The sequence below is a fragment of the Burkholderia diffusa genome (genome assembly GCF_902499115.1).
Taxonomy (GTDB): domain Bacteria; phylum Pseudomonadota; class Gammaproteobacteria; order Burkholderiales; family Burkholderiaceae; genus Burkholderia; species Burkholderia diffusa.
Genome location: NZ_CABVPN010000010.1, coordinates 98,482 through 121,291 on the forward strand (window position 1 = coordinate 98,482; position 22,810 = coordinate 121,291).

Below are 22,810 nucleotides of genomic sequence, written 5' to 3' on the forward strand. Positions count from 1 at the left end.
GCACGCTCAGGCCGGCTGTTTCGGCCGTTCCTTGCGGAACGCGCGCTTGACGGCGATCAGCCCGTCGCGGAATTCGAACAGGTCGCAGCCTTCGGCCTCGATGCGCCAGCCTTCGGCGTGCGTGCCCGTGAACACCCACTCGGAGACGCCGCGCTCGCCGGCGACGGTGTGGCGACCGTGACCCCAGTGCGCGTCGGGGAAGGTCTTGAACACGGCTTCGAACGCGGCGCGTACCGCGTCGCGGCCGACGAAGCGCGTGCCGTGGATGTCGGGGCCGCCGGCCGCGTCGAATACGCAGTCCTCGGTCATGAAGCCCATCAACGCGTTGGCGTCGTGCCGGTTGAATGCTTCGGAAAATGCCGCGAGCGTGGCGGCCGTGACGGGGGCGGTGAGCGTGTCGGACATAACGTGTCTCCTGTCGAAAGATGGGCGGTGCACAAGGCGCTGGCGCGCATGCGGCACGCGGTATCGACACGTTAGTGAGCGCTCGTTTTTGGCGGTAGCGCCAGTCGGGAGGTTTCGCTTGGGCCAGAGTCGGATGCTTATCTGCAGGGCGGCAGAGGGTGGCTTGCGTCACACTTTTTGATTATTTCCCTGGGTATCAAAGTATGCGGAGGTGTCGAGATGATTTTCAGAGGGAGCAGGCGTTTTTATGTGAAAAGTAAGAATTGATTTTTTGGATTAAAGGGGAGGGTCGAAGTTGTTCGAATTCGATCGAATGAAATCGAAATAATCCGAAATTCAATGTGCTGCTTGGTCGACTGACAGCTTGAGTATCTGCTGGTCCGCGCGCGGTTTCTTCGCTCAATGTTTCGTTGGGTCTGCGTGACCATTGCCCGATTCAGTGACGTAAAGCGCTGCCGATCAAGTCGGGAGCGCAGACGTGCGATCGGCTTTTTACCAACTTCATTCGAGGAATCGACTATGTCGCGACGCGCAGTCAGAAACGGCGACCCGACGACGACGGGAGGCTTCGTCATCGCAACGACAGCAACGAGCATGGGGGCGATCACATCCGGATTTGGCGATCAACAATGCTGAAAGCATCGCGGGGTACGTCGTAGATGGCGACTAACTTCCTGGCTGCTGTCGTGCTCGCGCTGATCCTTGCGCAGACAGCGCTTGCGTGCGAAGGGCCAAAAAACCTTCCCGCTCAATACATCGACGTTCGCTTTGAAAGTGATTCAAGCGAGATGTCCAGGACCGAACTGGCACGGTTGTCAGCATGGTCGAGCGATTTACGCAATCGCTTTCCGATTATCGATGTTGTCTGGCTTGTAGGGCTTTCGGAATCGACGGAACGGAACGCGCAGCAGTTGGCGTACCGACGCGCTGAAAACGTCATGAATGCGCTTGACCAGTTCGCGATCAAAGGCAGGCGAAGCGCATTGATCGGTCGAATCTACCAGCCGGTTCCCGAGATCGATCAAAGCGGGCGGCGCGTGGAGGTCAATGTGGGTCCGGGATGCCCGGACCATTGTTGCTCAACCTCGAGCCCCACCCCTGCCGGGCGTTGACGTTACACGCCATCCTGACAAAGCCCGCGACATCGCGGGCCTCTCTCACTGATCGGGCTTCTGCGCCTGCACACATTGCGCGAGTGCCCGCACCCCCGGCTCGATCCGCTCCAGCGGAATCGCGGAAAACCCCATCCGGAAGCATCGACGCGCGTTGCTGTCGTCGTTCATGAAGAACACGCCACCGGGCTCGATCAGAATTCCCGCCTCCTGGGCGTCCACCGCGAGCCGCGCCGCGTCGAGCCATGGCGGCCCCTCGACCCAGCACGACGCGCCGCCCGTCACCGGCACGTAGCGCGCTTCCGGCAAGTCCGCGTCGAGCGCGGCCATCAGCGCCTGCGAGCGCTCGCTGTACGCATGCGCGAGCCGGCGCAGCAACGCGTCGTGATGGCCGAGCGCGAGAAAGGTCGCGAACGCCCGCTGGATATACGCAACCGGATGGCGCACCATCAGCCGCCGCAGTGCCCGCAACTCGCGGATCAGCTCGCGCGGCCCGACCACGTAGCCGAGCCGCAACCCCGGCGCGAACGTCTTCGACAGGCTGCCGACGTAGATCACGCGGTCGGCCGTGTCGAGGCTCTTCAATGCCGGATGCGGCGTGCCGGAGAACGTGTTTTCGCTCTCGTAGTCGTCCTCGATGATCACGAAGTCATGCTGCTGCGCGCAATCGAGCAGCGCGCGGCGGCGTTCGACCGGCATCGTCGCGGTGGTCGGGCACTGATGGCTCGGCGTCACGTACACGTAGTCGCAGCGCGAGAGCGTATCGCCGAGCGCATCGGGTGCGATCCCGTGGCCGTCGACCGGCAGCGGCAGCAGCCGCGCGTCGCGGTTCTCGAAGATGTTGCGCGCATCCGGATAGCCGGGGTTCTCGAAACCGACCGTCGTGTGCTTGCCGCACAGCAGGTCCGCGATCAGGTAAAGCGCCTGCTGGCAGCCGTTCGTGACGACGATCTCGTCGGGCATCGCGAACACGCCGCGCCGAGGCAGCACGCGCGTGCGGATCTGCTGGATCAGCGATTCGTCGTCGCGTTCGATCAGGTCGGGGGCCCAGTTGCGGATTTCCATCACCGACAGCGCCTTCAGGCAGCATTCGCGCCAGTCGTTGGTCGGAAACAGCGACTGGTCGAACTGCCCGTAGATGAACGGAAATTCGTAGTGCTGCCAGTTTGCGGGCTTTACGATGTTGCGCTGCCTCGACGGCGGATGCGTGATGCGCTTTTCCCAGGCGGGGCGTCCGGGCACGTCGTCGCCACCGGCGGGCAGCGCGCCGGCCCGGGCCTGCGCGAAGCCGGGCACGCCTTCGAGCATCTTCGGGTTCACGAAGTGCCCGCTGCGTTCGCGCGAGATCAGGTAGCCCTCTTCGACGAGCATCTGGTACGCGAGCACGACGGTGTTGCGCGCGACGCCGAGCTGGTCGGCAAGCTCGCGGCTCGACGGCAGCGCGGCATCGGGGGCGAGCTGGCCGTCGAGGATCGTGGCCACGAGCATCCGCCGGATCTGGTCCTGCAGGCTCGACGCCGACGACCGCCGGAACTGCTGGGCCCATAAGGCGGTCGGGGTACGACTCGACATGCTTCCTCCTGTGATCGGTACGGGAAACGCGAGGCGGTGCGCGTGGTGTGCACGTGACCCGCGAGTGGCGCGGTTTCGCGAGAATACGCGCGTCGCGCCGCGGATGTGGACTCAATGAAATGTGTTGTCTGGCACTACTGCGCGCCGGTGTGGCAAGACGATACTCAACTCGTCGCGCCCGGACGATCCGGATAACTCCCCGGTACGCGGGCGCAGGAGGGCGTGCGGGCATCGCGTTCGCCTGCAGCGTGATGAAAAGGAGAGGGACGCCATGCACGTCGTCGTGTTCAGGGATCGCTGCGAGCGCGTGATCCGCATCGTGTTCGACGATGCAGGCAAGACGTTCGTCGCGTATCGCGACGGCGACGCGATCGGAGAACTCGACATCGATGACGCAGGCGGCGGTGATGGCCGATCGCCGTCGCTCATGCGGCTATACGTCGAACCTGTCTACCGGCGCAGCGGCATCGCGCACACGCTTCTCGCGTGCGCGGCGCGTGAATTCGGGCAGCCGATTCGCATCGACGCCGGCGCGCGTGCATGGCCCGCTACGCCGGCGTGGTCGACGCTGTGCCGCTGCCTCGAATACGAAGGATTGGTCGTGGTGTGCCAGGCCGCGCTGCATTAACCGAAAGCGTGGCCACGATCACGCTGCACCAGGAAGGAGACGACATGAGTACGGTCCTGAAGCCGATTCCCGCATCCGATGTGCGGCACGAAGCGTTGCGCATCGACGGGCAGCGCGTGTGGCGCGACGCAGTCATCGACGTGCGCAACCCGTACGACGGAACGCTCGTCGGCACCGTGCCGAAGGCGACGCTCGATGACGTGCGATGCGCGTTCGCCGCCGCGCGTGCATACCGGCCGACGCTCACGCGCCACGAGCGTGCGGCGATCCTGCGCCGCGCGGCCGACATCGTGCGCGCGCGCACCGCCGAGATCGCGGCGCTGATCACGGCCGAGGCCGGGTTGTGCATCAAGGATTCGACGTACGAAGCCGGGCGCGTTGCCGACGTGTTCATGTTCGGCGCGGGCGAAGTGCTGAAGGACGACGGGCAGATCTTCTCGTGCGATCTGACGCCGCACGGCAAGAAGCGCCGCGTGTACACGCAGCGCGAACCGCTGCTCGGCGTGATCTCCGCGATCACGCCGTTCAACCATCCGATGAACCAGGTCGCGCACAAGGTCGTGCCGTCGGTCGCGACCAACAACCGGATCGTCGTGAAGCCGTCGGAGAAGGTGCCGCTGTCGTGCTATCTGTTCGCGGACATCCTGTATGAAGCCGGCCTGCCGCCGCAGATGCTGCAAGTGCTCACCGGTGACCCGAAGGAGATCGCCGATGAGCTGATCACGAATCCGGCGATCGACCTCATCACGTTCACCGGCGGCGTATCGATCGGCAAGTCGATCGCGTCGCGAATGGGCTACCGGCGCGCGGTGCTCGAACTCGGCGGCAACGATCCGATCATCGTGATGGACGACGCCGATCTCGACGAAGCAAGCACGCTCGCCGTGTCGGGCTCGTACAAGAACTCGGGGCAGCGCTGCACCGCGATCAAGCGCATGCTCGTGCACGAGTCGGTGGCCGATCGCTTCACCGAGCTGGTGGTCGAGAAGACGCGCGCGTGGTCGTACGGCAATCCGTCCGATCCGTCGGTGGACATGGGCACGGTGATCGACGAGGCGGCCGCGACGTTCTGCGAGCAGCAGGTGAACGACGCGATCGCGCGCGGTGCGCGGTTGCTGGTCGGCAACGTGCGCGACGGTGCGCTGTATTCGCCGACGGTGATCGATCGCGTGACGCCCGACATGCCGCTCGTGAAGTTCGAGACGTTCGGCCCGGTGTCGCCGATCATGCGCTTTCGCGACATCGACGAAGCAATCCGGATGTCGAACAGCACCGACTATGCGCTGTCGTCGTCGGTCTGCACGAACCGCTTCGACAACATCACGCGCTTCATCACCGAGCTGGAGGTCGGCAGCGTGAACGTGCGCGAGGTGCCGGGCTACCGGCTCGAACTGACGCCGTTCGGCGGCGTGAAGGATTCGGGGCTTGGCTACAAGGAAGGCGTGCAGGAGGCGATGAAGAGCTTCACGAACGTGAAGACGTATTCGCTGCCGTGGTGAGCGAGGCGGGGAGGGGTGTACCATGCCCCTCCTGCCGTCAATGGCGTTACTGATAGAAGTTGAGCGTGACCATCGCCGAACGGCCCGGCGCCCACGTCGCGTAGATCGGATACGCGCTCGCGTAATACTTCTTGTCGAACAGGTTCTGCACGTTGAGCTGCACGTCCATCGTCTTGTTCACGCGCCACGTCGCGGCCGCGTCGAAGCGCGCGTAGCCGGGCGTCCATTTCTTCGTCGTCGCGGATACCGACGCGTAGGTCTGGCTCATCACCGTCGCACCGGCGCCGAGCGTGAGCTTCGGCATCACGTCGTAGCTCGTCCACAGCGTGAAGTTGTGCTTCGGCACCATCACCATCGGCAGGCCCGATGCGCCCGGGCTGCCGGGGCCCGCGTCGGTCGTGATCGCGTTCAGGTACGAGTAGCCGCCGAACACGTGCCACTTCCGTGTCAGGTTGCCCGCGAAGCCGAATTCGAAACCGCGCACGCGTTGCTTGCCCGCGTTGACCGTGTGACCAAGGCCGTCGCTGACGCGCGCGTTGGTCTTCTCGGTCTGGAACAGTGCCGACGTCAGCGACAGCTGGTCCTGCAGCACGTCCCACTTCGCGCCGATCTCGATGTTGCGCGAGCGCTCGGGTGCGAGGTCCTGGTTCGTCGCGGTGATCTGGTCGGTGCCGCCGCCGAGGCCGCCGTTCGACCCCGGCGGGTTCGACGACGTGCCGTACGACGCATACAGGCTCACGTTGGTCACCGGCTTGAACACGAGGCCGAACTGGTAGCTGAACAGGTTCGACGTGTTCGACAGGTCGGCCACGCCGGCCTGCTTGCCGGTCGTGTCGTAGCGGTCGAAGCGCAGCCCGGTGTTGAACTGCCAGCGCTCGGACAGCTTCACGGTATCGAAGATGTACGCGGACACCGTGTCGGTGCGCGTGTTCGTCGTCGGGCCGGGGAAGCTCTTGTCGCCGTTCAGCACGATGCTGCCGGTCCACGGCATGTTCGGGTTCCAGCCGCCTGCGAGCGGCGTGCAGTTGCCGGCCACCGAGCAGGGGCCGCCCGAGCGGATGTTGTGGCCGGCCGAATCCGACACGAGGTAGCCCTCGTAGCGCGCCTGTTCGTGGCTGAACTCGACGCCGGCCGTCATCGTGTGCTTCATGCCGAACAGGCTGGCGCTGCCGGTCACCTCGGTCTGGTTCGAGAAGCCGTTGAGCGCGTACTTGCCGCTCTTCGCCTGCAGCGCGAGCATGTTCGGGTTCGACGCGAGGATCTGCGGATTCGTCGCGACGTAGTCGAGCGTCGAGCGCCCGAACATCGTCGTGTTCCTCAGCTTCCAGTCGTCGTTGATCTTGTGCTCGACGCGCACTTCGGCGGTGTCGGTCTGCCCGTAGCGGTAGTCGCGCGTGTTCAGCCCGAAGAACTGCCCGCGATCGGTCGGCACCGGCGTGCCGCCCGTCGAACGGAACGGCACGCTGAAATCCGGCATGTCGTACGAGTTCATGTGGTAGTAGCTGACCGTGACCGTGGTCGGCGTGTTCAGCCCGAACACGATCGACGGCGCGACGCCCCAGCGCTTGTTGTACACGTCGTTGCGGCCGGCCTGGTTCGCGTCGTGGCCCATCACGTTCAGGCGCACGGCCGTCGTGTCGTTGATCTTGCGGTTCGCGTCGACCGTCGCGCGCTTGTAGCCGTCGGTGCCGAAGCCAATGCTGCTGTTGATGAAGTCGTCGTTCTTCGGCGTCTTCGTGACGATGTCGATGCTGCCGCCGACCGAGCCGCGGCCCGCATAGACCGAATCGGGGCCCTTGATCACGCTGATCTGCTCGACCGCGAAGGTCTCGCGGTTCTGCAGCCCCGAGTCGCGCATCCCGTCGACGAAGATCGAGTTGCGCGATTCGAAGCCGCGGATCACCGGGCGATCGGCCGACGGGTTCGCGGCGGCGTCGCCGCCGAGGAACGTGATGCCCGGCACCGAACGCAGCGCATCCGCGAACGACGTGACGTTCTTTTCCTTGATCAGCTGTTCGGGGATCACCGTGACCGAGCGCGGCGTGTCGAGCAGCGGCGCGGTGAACTTGTACGACGGCGAGCGCTTCACCTGCAAGTCCGACAGCGCGGACGACTGGACCGCGATCGTCGGCAGCGTCGCCGACGTATCGGCGGCGGCCGGCTGGGCGGCAGGGGAGGCGGGTGCGGGAGCGGTTTCGGCGGAAGCGAGCAGCGGCGTCAGGAAAACGGAGCAGGTCAGTGCTGACACGAGGGCACGGGGCCTCGTCTTGAACTGGGCAGGCATGGCGAGAGGCAGCGGAAGTATCGGTGATCGGATGCGTCGTCGCGATGCCGGCGGGCAGGCCCGGGACATCGGAAAACGTCAATGTAAATGAAAATGATTCGCGTTAGCGATCGCAATTCTACGAATTATTACGAGATATGTAAACAATCGAATGGTCGTTGTACTGAACCGGTCAGACTTGCGTGGCGGGCGCGATGGCTTTGCGTGCTGCGCAATACCGCTTTCCACGGGGCGTCCGGCTCGACCCGGCGGCAGAATCGATACACTGCCGTACCGGTTGCACGGGCCCCGGCAATCAGGCCCCGACGAAGGAGACAGGACAGATGGACACTCAACGCGCAGCGGTCGTGACGTACCGCGGCAATGCGATCGAGAACACGCACGTCGCCGATGTGGCGGTGGTGGATGCAGGCGGCAGGCTGCTGTTCCGGCTCGGCGATCCGTTCCGGATGACGCTCGCGCGCTCGGCAGCGAAGCCGGCCCAGGCGCTGTCCGTGATCGAGACGGGCGCGCCCGAGCGGTTCGGCTTCGACGAAGCGGACATCGCGCTGATGTGCGCATCGCACAGCAGCGAGGAGCGGCACATCGCGCGCACGCGGGCGATGCTGGCGAAGGTCGACGCGCAGGAGTCGGATTTGCGGTGCGGCGGCCATGCGCCGTTGTCGGACGCGGTGTACCGGTCATGGATCAAGCGCGACTACACGCCGACCGGCGTGTGCAGCAACTGCTCGGGCAAGCACGTCGGGATGCTGGCCGGCGCGCGGGCGATCGGCGCCGCGATTGCCGACTACCATCTGCCGGCGCATCCGATGCAGATGCGTGTAAAGCAGGTGGTCGCCGACGCGTGCGGCCTGCCCGACGACGAGGTCGACTGGGCGATCGACGGCTGCAACCTGCCGACGCCGGCATTCCCGCTCGACCGCCTCGCGCGTCTTTATGCATCGCTGGCGGACGGTGCGGATAAGGTTGATGCCGGCGGCGCGGCGGCGACCGATCGCGTGCGCGCGCTGGCGCGCATTCATCATGCGATGACGGCCCATCCCGAGCTGGTTGCCGGAGAAGGGCGCTACTGCACGGTGCTGATGGAGGCCTTCGAAGGGCAGGTCGTCGGCAAGCTCGGCGCGGATGCGTGCTACGGGATCGGCGTACGCGCATCGGCGCGCACGCGGGAACTCGGCGCCGACGGCGCGCTCGGCATCTCGGTGAAGATCGAGGACGGCAACATCGACGTGCTGTACATGATGGTCAGCGAACTGCTCGAACGGCTGCGGATCGGCACGGACGCGCAGCGCGCGCGGCTCGCCGCGTTCCACCGGCCGCGGATGCTGAACACGCAGGGCGTCGAGATCGGCCACGCGACATTCCCGTTCGAACTGCAGCCGGCCTGACGGGGCCGGTCGTGCCGATGCCGCGTGCCTGACGTGCGTGCGGCATCGGTGCTGGCTTGCCGGCCAGCGCGACGGCAGCCGCTACGCGCCCGCGTCGCGAATCTTCGTCAGCTCGACCGCCGACAGATCGCCGATGTGCGCGAGATGCTCCGCGAGGAAGTCCCTCAGCACGCGCAGCTTTGCCGAGCTGCGCCGGTTCGCCAGATACGCGATGTAGATGTAGTCGCCCGTGAGCTTGTTCTGCAGCCGGTAGCGCGGCAGCACGGCTTCGAGCCGGCCGCTCGCGAGCAGGTCGCGCACCAGCCAGATCTCGAATTCGGCGATGCCGAGGCCCGCGCAGGTCGCGTCCAGCAGCAGTTCCGAATGATCGGTGACGAGGTTGCCGGCCGGCAGCACGCTGTGCCGTGCATCGCCGCGCACGAGCTCCCAGCGCGGATCGCCCTCGGGGTGCACGTAGCGCAGGCAGTTGTGATGCTGCAGGTCGTCCGGCGTCGCGGGGCGCCCGCTGCGATCGAGGTAGCCGGGCGTCGCGCACAGGATGCTGTCGTTGCGCGACAGCCGGTGCACGACCAGGTTGTCCAGGTAGTTCTCGCCTTCGTGAATGTCGAGGTCGAAGCCGCCGGCGACGAGGTCGTTGTGGTTGTCGGTGAGCCGCACGTCGAGCTGGATCGTCGGGTAGCGCGCGAGAAACGGTGCGATCAGCGGCGCGAGATGACGGCGACCGAAAGCGACCGGTGCGGTGAGCTTCAGCGGGCCGCTCGGTTGTGAATTGAGCTCCGCGACGACGCGCAACGTGTCGTCGAGATCGGCGATCAGCGTGACCGCGCGTTCCAGGTAGATGTGGCCGGCCTCGGTCAGCGTCACGCTGTGCGTCGAGCGATGCAATAGCGCGACGCCGAGGGCGTCCTCGATCGCCGTGATCTTGCGCGCGACCGTCGACGTCGACACGTGCATCTCCTTCGCGACCGCGGAAAAGCTTCCCATTTCGACGACCCGCACGAACGCGCGCATCGCGCCGAGGTGATCGATGCCGGTGTCTCTCGTCATTGTTTTCATTCGTCCCTCGCTGTTGCGTCACACGCAAAACCGCTTTCGATAATACAGAAGCGAGGTTCTTTATGCAAAGGCATAGAATGCGATCCCGTCGCACGGGGAAGCGGTGAACGCAGCCGGTTTCCTGCGACGGCAGAGACAATTCAGGAGGGGCACCATGACGGAAAACGGCTTCCGCGTCGAGGCAGATCTTTTAGGGAAACGAAGCATTCCGGATTCGGCGTACTACGGCGTCCATACGCTGCGCGCGAAGGAGAACTTCAATATTTCGGGGCGCACGATCGCGTCGCTGCCGTACCTCGTCATGGCGCTCGCGGCGGTGAAGGAAGCCGCTGCCGATGCGAACTGCGAGCTCGGGCTGCTGCCGGACGCGTATCGTGACGCGATCGCCGCCGCCTGTGTCGAGATCCGCGAAGGCCGGCTGCACGATCAGTTCGTGGTCGACATCATCCAGGGTGGGGCCGGCACGTCGACCAACATGAACGCCAACGAGGTGATCTGCAACCGCGCGCTCGAAATCATGGGGCATGCACGCGGGCAGTACGAATACCTGCATCCCAACGAGCACGTCAATCTCGCTCAGAGCACGAACGACGTCTATCCGACCGCGATCCGGATCGCGACCTGCTTCGCGGTCGAGCATCTGCTCGACGCGATGGCGCACCTGCGCGACGCGTTCGCGGAGAAGGCCGACGCGTTCTCGGGCCTCCTGAAGCTCGGCCGCACGCAATTGCAGGACGCCGTGCCGATGACGCTCGGCCAGGAATTCTCGACCTACGCGGTGATGGTGACGGAAGACATCGCGCGCCTGCAGGAAGCCGGCTGGCTGATGCGCGAGATCAATCTCGGCGCGACTGCGATCGGCACCGGCATCACCGCGCATCCGCAGTACGCGGAGAAGGCGCTGGCCGCGTTGCGGCGCATCACCGGCCTGGACCTGAGCACCGCCCCGAACCTGATCGAGGCGACGCAGGACTGCGGCGCGTTCGTGCAGATCTCCGGCGTGCTGAAGCGGATCGCGGTCAAGCTGTCGAAGATCTGCAACGACCTGCGGCTGCTGTCGAGCGGCCCGCGCGCGGGGTTCGGCGAAATCAACCTGCCGCCGGTGCAGGCCGGCTCGTCGATCATGCCGGGCAAGGTGAACCCGGTGATTCCGGAGGTCGTGAACCAGGTCGCGTTCGAGGTGTTCGGCAACGACCTGACGGTGACTTTCGCGGCCGAGGCCGGACAGCTCCAGCTCAACGCGTTCGAGCCGGTGATCGCGAGCGCGCTGTTCAGCAGCTTCAGCCACCTGACGGCCGCGTGCACGACGCTCGCGGACCGCTGCGTGAGCGGCATCACCGCGAACCCCGAACGGCTGCGCGAAACGATGGAGCGCTCGGTCGCGCTCGCGACCGCGCTGAACCCGTACATCGGCTACAAGCGCGCGACGGCCGTGGCCGCCGAAGCACACGAGAGCGGCAAGTCGATCCGCGAGGTCGTGCTGGATCACCAGCTGATGACCGCCGCACAACTGGACGAAGCGTTGCAGCCCGAAGCGCTGATCCGCCCGCGCACGTACTGATTCCGGCCGTGCGGCGCCGGCGCAAGCCGCCGGCGGGCCGCGCGCGGCCGTTCCCGCAGCGTCCTGCCGACGGGCGCGACACATCAACACACATCAAGAAACGGAGACATACCATGAAGCAAGCCAGCGAGCGCCCGGTCGACCCGGCCGGCGGCGCCGATCCCCGTCATGCCGACCGCGATGCGATGTTCGCGTCCCACGAGTCCGGCTACGAGCAGAAGTTGAAGCCGCGACACGTGCAGATGATCGCGATGGGCGGTGCGATCGGCACCGGCCTCTTTCTCGGCGCGGGCGGCCGCCTGCAGAGCGCGGGGCCTGCGCTCGCGGTCGTGTATCTCGTGTGCGGCGTGTTCGCGTTCCTGATCATGCGCGCGCTCGGCGAGCTCGTGATGCACCGGCCGACCAGCGGTTCGTTCGTGTCGTACGCGCGGGAGTTCATGGGCGAGCGCGCGTCGTTCGTCGCGGGCTGGATGTACTACCTGAACTGGGCGACCACCGGCATCGTCGACATCACCGCGGTCGCGATCTACATGAAGTACTGGGCCGTGTTCACCGACGTGCCGCAATGGGTGTTCGCGCTCGGCGCCCTGGGGATCGTGTCGGTGATGAACATGATCGGCGTGAAGGTGTTCGGCGAGATGGAGTTCTGGTTCTCGATCGTCAAGGTCGGGACGCTCGCGCTGTTCCTCGCGATCGGCGCCGTGTTTCTCGCGAGCGGTCATCCGGTCGCCGGGCAGATGCCGGGGCTGCACCTGATCGCGGACCACGGCGGGATCTTTCCGCATGGCATCTTGCCGGCCGTGCTGATCGTGCAGGGCGTCGTGTTCGCGTATGCGAGCATCGAGCTCGTCGGCGTCGCGGCGGGCGAGACTGCCGATGCGCGCAAGGTGCTGCCGAAGGCGATCAATAGCGTGATGTGGCGCATCGCGCTGTTCTACGTCGGCTCGGTCGTGCTGCTGACGATGCTGCTGCCGTGGACCGCCTACAGCGCGCACGAAAGCCCGTTCGTCACGTTCTTCAGCAAGCTCGGCGTGCCGTACGTCGGCACGGTGATGAACGTCGTGGTGTTGACCGCCGCGCTGTCGAGCCTGAACTCCGGCCTCTATTCGACCGGACGCGTGCTGCGTTCGCTGGCAATGGGCGGCTCGGCGCCGCGCTTCGTGTCCCGGATGAACGCGCGCGGCGTGCCGTACGGCGGGATCCTCGTCACGGTCGCGGTCAATGCGATCGGCGTGCCGCTGAACTACATCGTGCCAGCGCAGGCGTTCGAGATCGTGCTGAACATGGCGTCGCTCGGGATCATCACGACCTGGGGCTTCATCGTGATGTGCCAGATCCTGTTCCGCCGCGCGGTCAATCGCGGCGAGCTGAGCCCCGTGTCGTTCCGGATGCCCGGCGCGCCGTTCACGTCGTGGCTCACGCTCGGGTTCCTGGTCAGCGTGCTGGTGCTGATGGCGTTCGATTACCCGGGCGGCACGTGGACCGTCGGGATGATCCCGCTCGTCGTGCTCGCGCTCGTGGTCGGCTGGAAGCTGGCGAAGCGCGGGGCCGCGCGGGAAGCGGCGGCTGAGAATGCCGCCGGCGCGCCGCTCGGCGTTGATCCGGCGAGCAACGTCTGACGATACGCACGGGCGGGTCGACCGCCCGTGCGCTCAGTTCAATCCGGTGCGTGCGCCGACCCAGCGGCCGAAGTCGCCGGCCATCTCCGCCGTGAGTTCGTGGCCGGCGTCGTAGAGGCGCGTATCGTGCGCGACGCCGAGCGCCGTCAGCTTCGCGTCGGCGGTTTCGGCCCACGCGACCGGCAGCTTGTCGTCGAAGCGGCCGTGCATCACCAGCGCGTGGAGCGCGCTCAACGCATCGCGCGATGCGATCAGCGGATCGATCTCCGGCAGGATGCGGCCGCACAGCACCGCGAACGCCGCGACGTCGGCCGGCGACGTGAGCGCGACGCTCGCGCTCATGATGCCGCCCTGGCTGAAGCCGGCGATCACGGTGGGCGGTGCGGCGTGTTCGTTGTCGGTGCCCCGGGCGCGCAACGCGCGCAGCAGCGCGATCAGCTGGACACGGCTCGCATCCGCGCGGGCCGCATCGATCTCGGGGCCGTTCGGGCCGAAGCGCACAGGAAACCACGCGTGCTGGCCGGGGCCGAACGTCAGCGGGCCGCGCACGAACGCGATTTCGATGCGCGGGTCGATCGTGCCGGACAGGTTCAGCAGGTTGGTTTCGTTCCCGCCGACGCCATGCAGTAGCAACAGGCGGCCCGCCGGGCGGCCGGCGGCCGGGCGCAGCAGGTACTGGAGGCCGGATTCGGAGTCGGTGGTCAGCGGCAGGACGTCGGTCATTGCAAGGGTCCGGTGGGGAAGTGATCCGATAGTCTAGAACGCGCGGGAGGGAAGGTGAATCGCCGGATGGCGATTGATTGTTTCCTGGCTGGAATGAATCGGCTGCCATTCACCCATGTCGACGCGGCGCGCGAATCCGGTCGCGCTGTAGAAGGTGCATAACCGATTCGATTCGCAGATAATGCGCAAACGTTTTACCGGTATTCAACCGGATTGAATTACGGATCGAAAATAAAAGAATGAATATCCGGATTCGATTTATCGAGGCCGCCAGGCAGGCCCGTCGGGCCGTCAAGGCCAGAGGTTAACGGCCGATTCGAGAAAAACTTTAGGATTTTCTCGTCGCAATTGACCATTGCGATTTCCTCAACGACCGATTGATTTTCAGTCATCGGACGGTCATACACCATCCCCGATAATTCGGCGCTCACATTCTTTCAATAGACAAAAGAGCGATTGAAGCCGGATCGCTGCGGGGAGCTGTACTCATGACCATTCGTCATCGCATTACGCTGCTAGTCGTCCTGACGTTTTTTGCGCTGTCCGCGATCGGCGTGTACGCCGTGTACCAGACACGCAAGAGCGCGTCCGAGGTGCGTCAGGTGACCCAGGGAATCGTGCCGAGCGCGCTCGCGTCGGCGGATCTCGTCGCCGACGTGAAGAACATCCAGATCGCAACGATGACGCTGGTGTATGCGCCCGACGCGAACACCGCCGCGCAGGCGGGCGACGAGCTGAAGGCGAAGCAGGCCGCGCTGCGCGCGGCGCTCGACGCGCAGGCGAAATCGGCGGTCGGGCAGGCGCAGCAAGGGCTCGTCGAGCAGGCCAAGGACAGCGCGGCGAACTACTTCGCGGCGATCGGCGACACCGTGAAGATGAAAGCCGACGGCAAGCCCGAGATGGCGCAGGCGTACCTGTTCGCGAACGTCGCGCAGTATCGCGACGAGCTCGAAAGCATCGTCGACACGCTGCGCGTCGAGAAGAACCGGCAGAAGGACGACGCGATCCGCGCGCTGAACGGCATGCTGTCGACGACGGCGACCGCGATCGCGGGCGTCGCGGGCACGGTGGTCGTGCTGCTGACCGCGCTCGGCTTCGTGCTGTATCGCCAGATCACGCGCCCGCTGATCGGGATGCAGACGGCGATGAGCGAGATCGCGACGAGCCAGGACTTCACGCGGCGCGTGCCGGTGGGCCGGATGGACGAGATTGGTCATTCGATCGTCGCGTTCAACGGGATGATCGAGAAGATCCAGGAGAACGCCGCGCAACTGAAGCAGAAGACGGCCGACATTCAGGCGATGCTGCAGAACATGCAGCAAGGGATCCTGACCGTCGTCGAAGGCGGCGTCGTGCATGCGGAGTATTCGGCTTACCTCGAGACCATCTTCGAGACGAGCGACATCGCCGGCCGCGACCTGATGGCGCTCGTGTTCGACGATTCGAGCATCGGCTCGGACGCGCGTTCGCAGGTCGACGCGGCCGTGCATGCGTGCCTCGGCGAGGACAGCATGAACTTCGCGTTCAATGAGCACCTGCTCGTCAACGAAGTCGCGAAGCGGATGCCGGACGGCCGCGAGAAATGGCTCGACCTGAGCTGGTCGGCGATCACCGACGAGACCGACACGGTCGTGCGGCTGATGCTGTGCGTGCGCGACGTGACCGAGATCCGCGAGCTGACCGCGCAGGCCGGCGAGCAGCAGCGCCGGCTCGAGATGATCGGCGAGATTTTGTCGATCAGCCAGGACAAGTTCCACGACTTCGTGCACAGCGCGAAGGGTTTCCTCAGCGAGAACGAGCGGATGATCCGCCAGCACGAACGCGCGGATCACTCGATCGTCGCCGCGCTGTTCCGCAACATGCACACGATCAAGGGCAATGCGCGCACGTACAGCCTGCAGCATCTGACCAACATCGTGCATGAGGCGGAGCAGGCGTACGAATCGCTGCGCCACGCGGACGGCGGCCCCGAGTGGAACCGCGATGCGCTGATGGACGATCTGGCCCGCGTGCGCCAGGCGGTCGAGCACTACGCGACGATCAACGCGGTCACGCTCGGCCGCCATGGCGAAGCGGCGCAGCACGGCGGTGCCGACTACCTGATGGTCGAGCGCGCGCACATCAGCGAGAGCCTGCGCATGCTCGACGGTGCCGATCCGGCGAACACAAGCGACTGGCACGCGGCGCGCGATTCGGTGCGCCGCCTGCTGAGCCAGTTCGGCACGCAGGGCATCGGCGATGCGCTGGGCGGCGTGATCGAATCGCTGCCGTCGCTCGCGGCCGAACTCGGCAAGCCGGCGCCCGTCGTGCATATCGACAGCAACGGCCATCGCGTGCGCAGCGAGATCGGCGCGACGCTGAAGAACGTGTTCATGCATCTGCTGCGCAACGCGATCGACCACGGGATCGAAACGTCGGAAGAGCGGCGCGCCGCCGGCAAGGCGCCGGCCGGCAAGATCGACATCGCGGTCGATGTCGAGAATGACACGTTGCGTTTCGTGCTCGGCGACGACGGCCGCGGCCTCGCGCTCGACCGGATTCGCGGGATCGCGCGCGAGCGCGGCTGGTTCGACGCCGGCGCCGAAGCCGCGCTGACCGATGAGGCGGTGGCGGAGCTGATCTTCCGTCCGGGGTTCTCGACCGCGCGTGCGGTGACCGAAGTGTCGGGGCGCGGCGTCGGGATGGACGCGGTGCGCAACTTCCTGAAGCGCGACGGCGGCGACATTGCGCTGCGCTTCACCGACGATCGCACGGGCTCGCCGTATCGCGCGTTCGAGACGATCGTGTCGCTGCCGGCGCGTTTCGCGGCGGACGGTGGTGCGGTGCAGGACGTGGGGCAGCCGGCCCGCGCCCGCATCGCGAACGTCGACGCACCGGAGTGATCGTGCAAGCGTGGATGATTCCGGTCGGCGCCGCGCTGGCGGGCGGCCTGGCCGCCGCGGTGATCGCCGCGATCGTGGGCCGCATTGCGCGCGCGCGGCTCGTTGCCGCGATGACGCGCGAAGCGGACGCATTGCGCGATGCGCTCGGCGCAGCCGACGCGCGTGCCGTTGAAGCACTTGCGGCGCATGCCGAGGCGGCCGACGCATGGGCACGCCGCGAGGCGGAGCTCGAGCAAACGCTGGCGCGCGAGGCGGCCGGCGCCGGCGAGCAGCGCGACGCGCTCCAGGCGCTCGCGGCCGAGCGCGCCGCACTGTCGCAGCATGCGACGAAACTCGCCGACGAAGCCGCGCGACTGCGCGGGCTGGCCGGCACGTTCGAGCGCTGGCACGAGCAGATGATCTCGCTGACCACGCAGAACCAGGACATGCGGGCGAAGAACCAGGAGCTGTCGTCGATCGTCGCGCACGTGTCGATCGTGTCGCTGAACGCGTCGATCGAGGCCGCGCGCGCCGGTGCGGCAGGGCGCGGCTTCTCGATCGTGGCGAGCGAGGTGCGCGGGCTCGCCGCGCGTTCGCAGCAATTGTCGAACAGCTATCGCGACAGCCTGAATCGCAACGATCTCGTGACGGCCGCGACGTTCCAGGACATCCAGGCCGGCGGCAAGATGATCACGGCCGCGCTCGCGACGCTCGAGACGCTGGCCGGGCAGTTGCACGCGCGGATCGAAGGAGAGGCGGCGTGATCAGTGCGCAGGCCCGGGCCGGCTTCGAACGGATCTTCTTCGACGCGGCGCGCACGCGGCTCGCGTCCGGCGGTGCGTGCGAGATGCGGCCGGCCGCCGGCGATGCGCACGACGCGTCGCACGATCCGTCGCGCGCGAGGTCGCGGGCGACGCCGAAGCTCGCCGAACACGTCGTCGTACTGACGATCTCGGCGCTGCACTTCCGGCTGCTGCTCGCCCTGCGCTTTCGCGACGACGATCCGACGCGCCGCCATTTCGCCGCGGCAGCGTCGGGCGCGAGCACGCAGCGGCCGCTGCCCGAAGCGTTCATGGAAGTCGCGAACCTGTGCTGCGGCGCGATCAACCAGGCGCTGACCGCACCGTTCCCCGATCTCGGGATGTCGACGCCTTACCTGCTGAGCGGCGCGAGCGTCGATTACCTGCCGGCGCTGAACCCCGATCACGTGGCCGCATACGACGTGACGCTCGACGGCGACGTGCGGATCGGCGCGACGCTGTGCGTGTGCGCGAACGCGCCGGTCGATTTCCACGTGCCGGAAGCGGCGAGCGTGGACACGGGCGGCGAGCTCGAACTGTTTTGACCGATTCAGAGGATTTCGCGAGATGACCGTAGACCAACCCGTCAGCAAGGTGCTCGTGCTCGACGACAGCCGCGCGCATGCGGCGACGATCAAGCGCTTCTGCGACGAGCACAACCTGATCGGCCTGACCGTGCGGCGCAACCGGCTGCTCAAGGTGCTGCGCTCGAACATCGATCTCGGCGCGATCCTGCTTGCCGAGGACTACGGCGGCTCGCCGGCCGAGAGCGCGATCATCGCGACGCAGATCGATGCGCTGCGGCCCGAGCTGCCGATCATCCTGCGCCGCATGTCGGATGCAGCGGACGCGTCGCGCGACGGGCTGCCCGATGCCCTCGCGCGCGTTGCGTGCGCGGCCTACGTCGCCGACGACCTGACACCGCTCAAGCGTGCGATCGACGAATACCTGTTCGGACGCGACTACCCGAATGCGCTCGTGCGCGGCATCGCGGAGATCACGGAGGCGCGGCTCGACAGCCTGTTCCCGGGCATGACGATCGAGTGCGACAGGCCGTGCATCGTGCGCGACCAGATCATCTTCGGCGAGGTGTTCAGCCTGATCGCGCTGGAAAGCGCGTGGTGCCGCGGCTACATGCTGCTGCAGACGAGCGAGCAGCCGCTGCTCGACATGATCGGCGGCACTCGCGACGACGGCCGGGCACCCGATTTCCGCGACGTGAACAGCGTGCTCGGCGAGTTGACCAATCTCGTGTGGGGCGCGTTCAAGAACCGCTATCTCGGCGACGCGGAGGCGCTCGCGCGCCATCCGGTGCAGGTGCCGCTCGTCGTCAATCACAAGCAGAAGTTCATCTCGTTCGGCGGCGACTGTCCGCAACTCTGCTTCAAGTACCGGATGACCGATCCCGCCTCGGGGCGGTCGGTGCGGCTCGACCAGCGCTTCGTGTTCAGCCTGAGCTGGTCGCCGGAGGATTTCCGCGAATTGGTGCAGGACGTCGGGCCGATGGTCGAATCGGGCGAACTCGAACTGTTTTGAATATCGACTGTTGAAGTCGGCAACAACGAAAGGGAAAGACGATGGCAAAGATTCTGGTGGTCGACGATTCGGGCACGGTGCGCGACGAAGTCGCGGGTTTCCTGCGCAATCACGGGCTCGACGTCGCGACGGCGGTGGACGGCAAGGACGGGCTCGCGAAGCTCAAGGCGACGCCCGGCGTGCGCCTCGTGATCAGCGACGTGAACATGCCGAACATGGACGGCCTGACGATGGTCGAGAAGATCCGCGGCGAACTGGCGAACGCGTCGGTCAACATCGTGATGCTGACGACCGAAAGCAGTCCGGCGATGAAGGAGCGGGGCAAGGCCGCCGGCGTGAAGGGCTGGATCGTGAAGCCGTTCAAGGGCGACGCGGTACTCGACGCGCTGAAGAAGCTCGCGGGCTGAGCGCGCACGCGGGCGATGCGTCACCGCTAAGCGGCAATCAACGCGCAGCCGGCGCGGCCTTCGCTTCGCGGTGAGGCGGCGTGCAAGCCGGCTTCGCCGGCCGGCCGGTCGGCTCCGCTGGACGCCGCGCGCAATGTGGAGGACGATTCGTGATCATGTCGATCGCGAATCCGGGCGTGTGCCGCCCGTGCTACCGGTTCGCGCTCGATCGAACCCCGTCGAGCGGAGCATCATGGAATCCCGTCACGAAACACCCGAGCCGATCTTGTTGCGCGACGTGCGCGACGGCGTCGTCACGCTGCGGCTGAACCGGCCGCAACAGTTCAACGCGTTGTCGGAGGCGATGCTGGCGAGCCTGCAGGACGCGTTCGATTCGCTGGCTGCCGATCCGCACGTGCGTTGCGTCGTGCTCGCCGCGGCGGGCAAGGCGTTCTGCGCGGGCCACGACCTGCGGCAGATGCGCGCCAGGCCCGAACTCGATTACTACCGCGCGCTGTTCGCGCAATGCAGCCGCGTGATGCTCGCGATGCGCGCACTGCCGGTGCCGGTGATTGCACGCGTGCACGGCATCGCGACGGCCGCCGGCTGCCAGCTCGTCGCCGCGTGCGATCTCGCCGTCGCAGCCGACACCGCGCGCTTCGCGGTATCCGGAATCAACGTGGGGCTGTTCTGTTCGACGCCTGCCGTCGCATTGAGCCGCAACGTGTCGGCGAAGCGCGCGTTCGACATGCTCGTCACCGGGCGTTTCGTCGATGCGGCGACGGCTGCTGCCTGGGGGCTCGTCAACGAGGCCGTGCCCGAGGACGCGCTCGACGCGGCCGTCGCGCGCAAGGTCGCGGAGATCGTCAAGAAGAGCCCGGCGGCCGTGCGTTACGGCAAGCAGATGTTCTACCGGCAGCGCGAACTGCCGCTCGACGACGCGTACGCGTTTGCGGGCGACGTGATGGCGCGCAACATGATGGAAGAGGATGCCGGCGAGGGGATCGACGCGTTCCTGGAGAAGCGCGAGCCGGTGTGGCGTTCGTAGGCGCACGCCCCGGATGTGCATGTCGAGCGGCGCGCAAGAGCCGTAGCCAACGCGTTTTTTCCGGCTCGGGTTTCCGGTCCGCCGGAACGCAAACGGGCCGCCCGAGGCGGCCCGCAAGTGAAGCGGCATGCGCTGCGGCGCGCTAGTGCGCCGCAGCGTCGGCGTCGATCAACGCCCGTGGCTGCCCGTGCGCAGCGCCGGCTGCACCACCGACGCGCCGGGCGGCACGGTCACGACCGGCACGCGGAGCGCGAGTGCGCACATCAGCTCGTAGCCGATCGTGCCGCTGGCTTCCGCGACGTCGTCGACCTTCACCTGATCGCCCCACAGCTCGACGCTCGAGCCGATGCCCGCGTTCGGGCACGGCGTCAGGTCGACGGTCAGCATGTCCATCGACACGCGGCCGACGACGCGCGTCATCACGCCGTCCACCGCGATCGGCGTGCCGGTCGGCGCGTGGCGCGGATAGCCGTCCGCGTAGCCGCATGCGACGACGCCGATCCGCATCGGCTGGTCTGCCTTGAAGCGACGGCCGTAACCGACCGTTTCCTCCGGCGCGATCGTCTGCACACCGATGATCTTGCTCGTCAGCGTCATCGCGGCCATCAGCGGCGTGTCGGCGATGTGCCGCGCCGCGCCGGTCGGCGACGCGCCGTACAGGATCGTGCCCGGCCGCACCCAGTCGCGATGCGCGCGCGGATGCCAGAGCACGGCCGCCGAATTCGATGTCGAGCGCTCGCCCGGAATCCCTGCCGTGGCCGCATCGAACTGCTCGAGCTGCCAGTCGACTTCGCCTTCGTCGGCGTTCGCGAAATGCATCATCAGCGTGATCTTGCCGATCGACGGCGCGGCCGCCGCGCGTTCCCACGCGGCGCGGAATGCGTCGGGCCGGTAGCCGAGGCGGTTCATCCCGGAGTTCATCTTCAGCTGGATGTCGATTGGCTGCCGCGGCTTCGCGGCAATCAGCAGGTCGAGCTGCGCGTCGCAGTGCACGGCCACCGTCAGCCGGTGGCGATCGGCCAGTTCGACATCGGCCGGCTCGAAGATCCCTTCGAGCAGCAGCACCGGCTTGTCCCAGCCGAGCTCCCGCACGCGCACGGCTTCGTCGAGATCGAGCAGCGCGATGCCGTCGGCAGCCGCGAGGCCCGGATAGATCCGCTCGATCCCGTGACCGTATGCGTTGGCCTTGACCACGGCCCACACGCGCGATTGCGCGGCGGTGCGGCGGATGAATTCGAGGTTGTGGCGAACGGCGTCGGGACGGACATGGGCGACGATGGGACGGGGCATGGGCGGGCTCGGGTCGAAAGTCGTTCGGCGCGCGCGGCGGCGCGGCGCAGGTAAGCAGGCTGGCGCGGCAACACGCCGAGCCAGTGTTGAGCGCTATCTTATTGGTGTTCGGCCAGTTTTAATTAACGTTTTTATCGGCGATTTGGTGGAAATTGTTGCGTCGGATCCTTGCCGCCACAGCGTTCGGCAGGCTGCCTTGCCGAGACTCCCGTCTAGAAAACCGGTGCGCGAACAGCTCGACGCAATGCTAAGCTCTGCGCGACCCTGTCATTGATCAATGTAATCATAAAGGAGGAGACTTTGATGACGACGTCCCAGATTTGCCTGTTCATCGTGGCGCTGTTGCCGTTCCCGATGACGTTCCTGGCCAAGGCCCGCAAAGGCTACGACAACCACGCGCCGCGCGAGTACCTGGCGAGGCTCGAAGGCTGGCGCGCGCGGGCGCAGGCCGCGCACCAGAATGCCTGGGAAGCGCTGGCGCTGTTTACGGCCGCATTGGTCGTCGCATGGCACAACGGCGCGAATGCGCATCACGTCGACCAGCTCGCGATGGGGTTCGTCGCGATTCGCGTCGTCTATGCGCTGATGTACCTGCTGAACTGGGCGTCGCTGCGCTCGCTCGTGTGGTTCGCGGGGATGGCCTGCGTCGTCGCGCTGTTCTTTGCCGCGCCGTGACGCGAGGATGAACGGGGGCGCCCGCGCGGGCCTGGCGCGCGGGCTCGCTTTGCACCGCCCGCGCCGCGCGCGTGACTGTCGTTGGATGCGGGCGCAACGATCTTCGCGAGCGGGAACGGCGGGTTAGCCGTCGCGGCGCCTGCGCGCGCTCGAGAAGGAGCCGGTGTCGCTCGCGGTGCACGCCGTTCGTTGAGCCTCGCCGGCGGTGGCCGGCATCACGATCGCCGCGGTGCCGGGGCGCATGGGGCCTTCCGGTCGCGCCGAATGACCGGGCGTGCGCCCGTCCGATCATGCGGCGGCGCACACCATCGTTGTCGTCGCGCGCGAGCCGGCACGGCGACACGTCCACCCGCCGCGGTGACGGCGG

The 22,810-nt window shown here is 66.6% G+C and carries 20 protein-coding genes; 13 read left to right on the plus strand and 7 right to left on the minus strand.

From position 1 onward, the window contains the following. Positions 1–6: 6 nt before the first annotated feature. Entirely contained in the window at positions 7–405 is a 399-nt protein-coding gene (locus BTE28158_RS12000) for a nuclear transport factor 2 family protein (protein WP_059598809.1), read from the minus strand. Between the two features lie 659 nt (positions 406–1,064). Here BTE28158_RS12000 and BTE28158_RS12005 point away from each other — a divergent pair. Next, positions 1,065–1,517 (plus strand): OmpA family protein, encoded by a 453-nt coding sequence (locus tag BTE28158_RS12005; protein WP_151049627.1) that lies wholly within the window; start codon positions 1,065–1,067, stop codon positions 1,515–1,517. Between the two features lie 45 nt (positions 1,518–1,562). Here BTE28158_RS12005 and pdxR read toward each other — a convergent pair whose 3' ends face one another. Next, positions 1,563–3,089 carry a MocR-like pyridoxine biosynthesis transcription factor PdxR gene (pdxR, locus tag BTE28158_RS12010; RefSeq protein ID WP_151049624.1) on the minus strand — a complete coding sequence of 509 codons (1,527 nt, stop codon included), beginning with the start codon at positions 3,087–3,089 and terminating at the stop codon, positions 1,563–1,565. Between the two features lie 271 nt (positions 3,090–3,360). Here pdxR and BTE28158_RS12015 point away from each other — a divergent pair, with 271 nt between their 5' ends. Beyond that, entirely contained in the window at positions 3,361–3,717 is a 357-nt protein-coding gene (locus BTE28158_RS12015; RefSeq protein ID WP_151049622.1) for a GNAT family N-acetyltransferase, read from the plus strand. A 44-nt stretch (positions 3,718–3,761) separates the two neighbouring features. Next, complete coding sequence (gene phnY, locus BTE28158_RS12020; RefSeq protein ID WP_174919885.1) at positions 3,762–5,216, plus strand: phosphonoacetaldehyde dehydrogenase; 1,455 nt, start codon at positions 3,762–3,764, stop codon at positions 5,214–5,216. A 46-nt stretch (positions 5,217–5,262) separates the two neighbouring features. On the opposite strand, the gene BTE28158_RS12025 is transcribed toward phnY, so the two are convergent. Beyond that, positions 5,263–7,500, minus strand: a complete 2,238-nt coding sequence (locus tag BTE28158_RS12025; RefSeq protein WP_151051466.1) for a TonB-dependent receptor — start codon at positions 7,498–7,500, stop codon at positions 5,263–5,265. A 323-nt stretch (positions 7,501–7,823) separates the two neighbouring features. Between BTE28158_RS12025 and BTE28158_RS12030 the strand changes: the two genes are divergently transcribed. Continuing rightward, a complete protein-coding gene (locus BTE28158_RS12030; RefSeq protein WP_151051468.1) occupies positions 7,824–8,888 on the plus strand; it encodes an asparaginase in 1,065 nt (354 codons plus the stop codon). A gap of 81 nt (positions 8,889–8,969) precedes the next feature. Here BTE28158_RS12030 and BTE28158_RS12035 read toward each other — a convergent pair whose 3' ends face one another. Then, complete coding sequence (locus BTE28158_RS12035) at positions 8,970–9,944, minus strand: LysR family transcriptional regulator (protein WP_151051470.1); 975 nt, start codon at positions 9,942–9,944, stop codon at positions 8,970–8,972. Positions 9,945–10,098: 154 nt separating this feature from the next. Here BTE28158_RS12035 and aspA point away from each other — a divergent pair, with 154 nt between their 5' ends. Together aspA and BTE28158_RS12045 are read left to right on the plus strand one after the other, a co-directional pair. Further along, positions 10,099–11,505: an aspartate ammonia-lyase gene (gene aspA, locus BTE28158_RS12040; RefSeq protein WP_151051472.1), complete on the plus strand. Its 1,407-nt coding sequence runs from the start codon at positions 10,099–10,101 to the stop codon at positions 11,503–11,505. A gap of 113 nt (positions 11,506–11,618) precedes the next feature. Then, on the plus strand, positions 11,619–13,124 hold the full coding sequence (locus BTE28158_RS12045; RefSeq protein WP_151051474.1) for an amino acid permease: 1,506 nt from the start codon (positions 11,619–11,621) through the stop codon (positions 13,122–13,124). 33 nt (positions 13,125–13,157) lie between these two features. Here the strand turns inward: BTE28158_RS12045 and BTE28158_RS12050 are convergent, their stop codons facing one another. Together BTE28158_RS12050 and BTE28158_RS12055 are read right to left on the minus strand one after the other, a co-directional pair. Next, positions 13,158–13,847, minus strand: a complete 690-nt coding sequence (locus tag BTE28158_RS12050; protein ID WP_151051476.1) for an alpha/beta hydrolase — start codon at positions 13,845–13,847, stop codon at positions 13,158–13,160. Positions 13,848–14,065: 218 nt separating this feature from the next. Next, the gene (locus BTE28158_RS12055; protein WP_151051478.1) at positions 14,066–14,278 is read right to left on the minus strand and encodes a hypothetical protein; all 213 of its coding nucleotides are present in this window, start codon (positions 14,276–14,278) and stop codon (positions 14,066–14,068) included. 57 nt (positions 14,279–14,335) lie between these two features. Here BTE28158_RS12055 and BTE28158_RS12060 point away from each other — a divergent pair, with 57 nt between their 5' ends. The 6 genes from BTE28158_RS12060 (at position 14,336) to BTE28158_RS12085 (ending at position 20,478) form a co-directional block, all read left to right on the plus strand. Beyond that, on the plus strand, positions 14,336–16,729 hold the full coding sequence (locus BTE28158_RS12060) for an MCP four helix bundle domain-containing protein (protein WP_151051480.1): 2,394 nt from the start codon (positions 14,336–14,338) through the stop codon (positions 16,727–16,729). A gap of 2 nt (positions 16,730–16,731) precedes the next feature. Then, positions 16,732–17,472, plus strand: coding sequence for a methyl-accepting chemotaxis protein (locus BTE28158_RS12065; RefSeq protein ID WP_174919887.1), 741 nt, complete (start codon positions 16,732–16,734; stop codon positions 17,470–17,472). Next, the gene (locus tag BTE28158_RS12070) at positions 17,469–18,053 is read left to right on the plus strand and encodes a hypothetical protein (protein ID WP_151051494.1); all 585 of its coding nucleotides are present in this window, start codon (positions 17,469–17,471) and stop codon (positions 18,051–18,053) included. The genes BTE28158_RS12065 and BTE28158_RS12070 overlap by 4 nt, the downstream gene beginning before the upstream one ends. A 22-nt stretch (positions 18,054–18,075) precedes the next feature. Continuing rightward, positions 18,076–19,044: a chemotaxis protein CheX gene (locus tag BTE28158_RS12075; RefSeq protein WP_151051496.1), complete on the plus strand. Its 969-nt coding sequence runs from the start codon at positions 18,076–18,078 to the stop codon at positions 19,042–19,044. Between the two features lie 41 nt (positions 19,045–19,085). Then, positions 19,086–19,451 (plus strand): response regulator, encoded by a 366-nt coding sequence (locus BTE28158_RS12080; RefSeq protein WP_006759394.1) that lies wholly within the window; start codon positions 19,086–19,088, stop codon positions 19,449–19,451. Between the two features lie 232 nt (positions 19,452–19,683). Continuing rightward, on the plus strand, positions 19,684–20,478 hold the full coding sequence (locus BTE28158_RS12085) for an enoyl-CoA hydratase (RefSeq protein WP_059607781.1): 795 nt from the start codon (positions 19,684–19,686) through the stop codon (positions 20,476–20,478). Between the two features lie 168 nt (positions 20,479–20,646). Here BTE28158_RS12085 and alr read toward each other — a convergent pair whose 3' ends face one another. After that, positions 20,647–21,768, minus strand: a complete 1,122-nt coding sequence (gene alr / locus BTE28158_RS12090) for an alanine racemase (protein ID WP_151051498.1) — start codon at positions 21,766–21,768, stop codon at positions 20,647–20,649. A gap of 303 nt (positions 21,769–22,071) precedes the next feature. Here alr and BTE28158_RS12095 point away from each other — a divergent pair, with 303 nt between their 5' ends. Then, the gene (locus BTE28158_RS12095) at positions 22,072–22,443 is read left to right on the plus strand and encodes an MAPEG family protein (RefSeq protein ID WP_059607783.1); all 372 of its coding nucleotides are present in this window, start codon (positions 22,072–22,074) and stop codon (positions 22,441–22,443) included. The last annotated feature ends 367 nt before the right edge of the window (positions 22,444–22,810 follow it).